This window comes from Mesorhizobium sp. M1403 (assembly GCF_040317695.1).
Taxonomy (GTDB): Bacteria; Pseudomonadota; Alphaproteobacteria; order Rhizobiales; family Rhizobiaceae; genus Mesorhizobium.
Window position 1 is genome coordinate 1 of record NZ_JAMYKY010000075.1, and the last position, 3,750, is coordinate 3,750.

The window sequence follows — 3,750 nt, forward strand, 5'->3', positions numbered from 1 at the left end:
TGTGGTTAATACACCCCCGCGGTTTATTCCACCCCACCCACCCGGCGGGGGGGGGGTGTTTAGGGCCGGGTGGGGGCAACCCACTTTGGCCTCGAAACGACGGAAAATCATAAGACAAGCGGTTCTCAGCTAGGCGGGATAGGCGTTGACCGTACCGTCGCAACTCACTCTCCAAACGGAACTGGAGCGCTGCCTTCAATTCCTGAGCAGTGCCGATGCCTTTGCTGAAAAGCGCCATGATTATGCCTGCAGCCTGGTCACACTCAGCCAGCCTCACGGCAATACACGATCAAACCTTTCGGGCAACGAGTTCCTCTTCGATCTTTGCGCGGTTGTTTCCGTACTTTTTTACCAGCCTGAGGGCATCAGCCCGTTCGAGATGGTGCTTCTTCATGAGGTACCCGACTTCATAGTCTTCGCCACCGTCGACCCGTGCTCTGTCTTGCGGACCACGCTTTGACTTGTCGTCTGCCATGACAACCTCCATGGGCGATCGCCTCGCCCAAACCTGTCAAGGATAATCCTCTAATCGACGGGGACAAGGGCGTAGTCCCCAACCATGTCGAAACCGCACAACTCCGCGGTCGCAGGGATAAGCCGATCCCTTACGGGGACCGCTTTGCTCGTCCGCCGTTCGAAGCGTTGAGGTCTTCTGGGCTGGTACACGTTCTTGCGGCCGTGGGAGTAAGCTTTCCGCGCGACATCACGAATGGAGTCCCGTGATGCATCGAAGGTCGCCAAATAACCCGCTTCGGCTGTGGCTGCTTCCGGTTTTGCGTTCGCGAGCGCTTCAATCTCAATCAAGAACGGCATTTCAAACATGCCATCGTAGCCGAGAAAAATGGAGGTATTGTCCGGCCTCGTCGTAGCTGCGGCTTCGATTCGGAAAAGTCAGCGCCAAGGTTGAACAGACCTTAAGCCGTTAGAACCGCGTAGCGAACGTCTGTTGCAAGCTCGCGGCCTTGCGTCTCTTCGCATTGTGCGCGTTCAGAATTATCATTCTGGTAGTGGCATCTGTTTTGCTGAGCCCAGCCATGGATCGGCTTCCCATATCTGCCGGTGCCCCGGTGAAGACATGATAGATCGTCCATGACCCGTCCGGCTCTATGCGCCGGCCGTAGTGATGATTCATATCGAATCGATCCGAGGCTCCGCCTTCGTTCTCCCAAATGCTGATATCAACAGCATCGCGATTTTCGCGGCATTTGTCGTTGGTGTCGTTCGTGGCGGTGCACCTCTTGGGTGGGATAGTCAAAGATCTATATGGCGGAGCTGGACTGGCGGCCTCCAGCGAAGCCCGCGCTCTAGAAGCGCACTCCAGGACGTTTGGCGTCAAATAGACGATGATGCCTAGGGCAATCGTGACCGACGCTCTTACGAATAAGCTCTTGTAGTCGTAAAGGTAAACCTGAGCAGGGATATAGGTTTTCACACCGGCCTCCTTTGTTTTGTTATTTTCTCGGCCAGAAGATCACCCTATCACACAAAGAGCATCCATAATAGTTTTTTGGAGCTTTCCTGGCGGAAGCGGCTTGGTGGCGCATACCGTTCGTGCATCGTTCTTTTGGCCATGCTTGGCTATCGCGGCGTCAGAGGCTCTCGACCCGCCAACTCCCCAAATCATCGATTTTGAAAGGGCTGCGTCGCTTCGCGAGCGCAATAATCTGCTCTTTCCAGGGATATGCAAATGAACACCCGCACAAAGCACACGACCGTGAAAATTCACGGCACCATTCTCGCTGAGAAGCGTCGATGAGATTCAGCCGCCGGGCGATTATGCAATCGACGAGGACGAGGAACTGATCGACGGGATTTCCTGGCTCGCCTACCGGCGTGTCGCCACCTTCATCCATATTCCCGCCGTCTCCTCGACCCTCCATCTCGCGAGCTAGCTTGTGGGTATCGACCATTACGAACTCGAAGCTGCATTAGAGCAGGATCAGGAACAGGCGCTAGGCACAATCAGGGGGATCCAGCAATGAACGTTCATCGTTTCGCCGTCGGGCAGTCGGTCAGATTGAAAGGCACAATCGGCATGTCGCTTCAGACCGGGCATATGTTTCGGGTCACCGGGACAATGCCACCAAGCGACAATTCCCCTCAGTACCGGATTCGTAATGATGAGGAGCGGCACGAGCGTGTTGCGGCTGAAGGCAATCGCGAAGAGAGGGAATCGTTGCCGGCGGCGGCGTGGCGCTTCTGCGTGCCAAGGCAGTTTTGACTGAGCTTACTGGCGCGAATGCTGACATGACGGCAGGTATTTCGATTGTGCTGAGAGCGCTCGAAGCCCCCATCCGCCAGATCGCCGAGAATTCCCGGCTTCGAAGGCTCGATCGTCGTTGGGAAACTCATGGACAGCAAGGATCACAATCAAGGTTTCGATGCTCAGACCGACCTCTACGTCGACATGATCAAGGCCGGTATCGTCGACCCCGCCAAGGTCGTTCGGACGGCCCTGCAGGACGCCGGTTCCATCGCCACGCTTCTGATTACCGCCGAGGCAAACCGACCAGTCCGAGGAGCACTTTGATGCTGCGGTCAAAAAGATAGCCAAGGCCGCACATACTGGTGAGCGGCGAGACGAGAAACCATCGGAACAGAAGTAATGTCTGGATCTTTCGAGAAGGGGTATTTGGACGGTTGGAAGACGGTTTCGCCCGGCATCCTACCCGGCATCCCAAGCCACTCCATCCCCGCAGGCAAGACCGAATAATCAAGCCGGGTTTGACCGAGGCGTTGAAGATGCGAAGGAACGGAAGCGGCCTACCAAACCCAAGTAGGCCCGCCATTCCCCTACGGCTGGGTAGCGTGGCAACCCCGCATCATCCGGCTAATCAGGAGTTTGTCGGCGTTCTCTTGGCCGGTGAGTTCGCGCACCAGATTCTTGGCGTGCTGAATCCTGTGCGCTTTGGTTACCCGTCCTTCCTCGACCGAAGCCTTGAAGGCGTCGCACAGAATGTCAAAGTCGTGAGCGGAGATAAATCCGTCTGAGCGGCTGTCGTTTTCCATCACATAACTCCCATAGGGGCGGGAGTACGATCTACGCTCTCAAGCGCCAGCGCCCGTTCAGTGGCCAGCGACATTGGGAGTGTACGCTTTCGACAATCCATTTGCGAGTCATTATGTGCCGGCCTGTCACCGGCATTGGTGAATCCGTTCGCCGGGAAGGCACAAAAAAACCCGCTTTCCAGAGGGGATGTTTGAAAGCGGCTTCGTAGCCACCGGACGCGGCGGGGGGCCGCCCGGTCTCTATCATATGCGCGAAGTGTTGGTTCCACGGCTGGGTAGCGTTTGGCTCGCGTCTAGCCTTCCACACTATGCGCGCCGATGGCGCTTGCAAGGACGACGGGAGATCACCATCTAAAGGTTGATAGCGAACAAGCTGGGAAACGTCGGTTCGAGTCCGGCGGCCCCGACCAATCGGGGTTTCGTCTAGGGTTAGGACACCACACTTGGTAAACGCCGCTCCCTTCCGGTCGAGCGGCGTTTTCGTATCTTCTGTAAGCGAACGAGCGGCCCGCCTTGTGAAAGGGCGAGCCGTTCTTTTCGGGTTTGTCATTCCCTTACGGCTGGGTAGGGTCAACTTGGCCTGCTGCCGGTTCCATGGACACGGAGTTAGGTGTTGCATCGTCACATGAGGGGTGCGGCTGCGCGGAGCCGTGGCAGAAGATCAGGATAACGCGCGCCGCATCGATCACACAGGCGATGGATGGCATCGCCGATCTTTTGACATCCATGCCGCAACGCCAC

At 56.8% G+C, this 3,750-nt stretch carries 7 protein-coding genes and 1 pseudogene; 2 read left to right on the top strand and 6 right to left on the bottom strand.

The window, feature by feature from the left end:
* Positions 1-289: 289 nt before the first annotated feature.
* The 4 genes from NKH01_RS34930 to NKH01_RS34945 all read right to left on the bottom strand — a co-directional run bounded on the left by NKH01_RS34930 (position 290) and on the right by NKH01_RS34945 (position 1,910).
* Entirely contained in the window at positions 290-487 is a 198-nt protein-coding gene (locus tag NKH01_RS34930) for a DUF3606 domain-containing protein (RefSeq protein WP_353024716.1), read from the bottom strand.
* A 38-nt stretch (positions 488-525) separates the two neighbouring features.
* Positions 526-822, bottom strand: a complete 297-nt coding sequence (locus NKH01_RS34935; RefSeq protein ID WP_353024717.1) for a DUF1488 family protein — start codon at positions 820-822, stop codon at positions 526-528.
* Positions 823-922: 100 nt separating this feature from the next.
* Positions 923-1,432, bottom strand: coding sequence for a hypothetical protein (locus NKH01_RS34940; protein WP_353024718.1), 510 nt, complete (start codon positions 1,430-1,432; stop codon positions 923-925).
* Between the two features lie 157 nt (positions 1,433-1,589).
* Positions 1,590-1,910: a hypothetical protein gene (locus NKH01_RS34945; protein ID WP_353024719.1), complete on the bottom strand. Its 321-nt coding sequence runs from the start codon at positions 1,908-1,910 to the stop codon at positions 1,590-1,592.
* A gap of 68 nt (positions 1,911-1,978) precedes the next feature.
* On the opposite strand from NKH01_RS34945, the gene NKH01_RS34950 reads away from it, so the two are divergent.
* Positions 1,979-2,221: a hypothetical protein gene (locus tag NKH01_RS34950; protein WP_353024720.1), complete on the top strand. Its 243-nt coding sequence runs from the start codon at positions 1,979-1,981 to the stop codon at positions 2,219-2,221.
* Positions 2,152-2,503 (top strand): annotated as a pseudogene (locus NKH01_RS34955) (TCP-1/cpn60 chaperonin family protein); the annotation flags it as partial. The gene NKH01_RS34950 and the pseudogene NKH01_RS34955, both read left to right, overlap by 70 nt.
* Before the next feature lie 290 nt (positions 2,504-2,793).
* On the opposite strand, the gene NKH01_RS34960 reads toward NKH01_RS34955, so the two are convergent.
* Together NKH01_RS34960 and NKH01_RS34965 are read right to left on the bottom strand one after the other, a co-directional pair.
* A complete protein-coding gene (locus NKH01_RS34960) occupies positions 2,794-3,009 on the bottom strand; it encodes a hypothetical protein (RefSeq protein WP_353024721.1) in 216 nt (71 codons plus the stop codon).
* Positions 3,010-3,563: 554 nt separating this feature from the next.
* Positions 3,564-3,750: hypothetical protein (locus tag NKH01_RS34965; RefSeq protein ID WP_353024722.1), on the bottom strand; the 187-nt coding region annotated here is incomplete at its 5' end.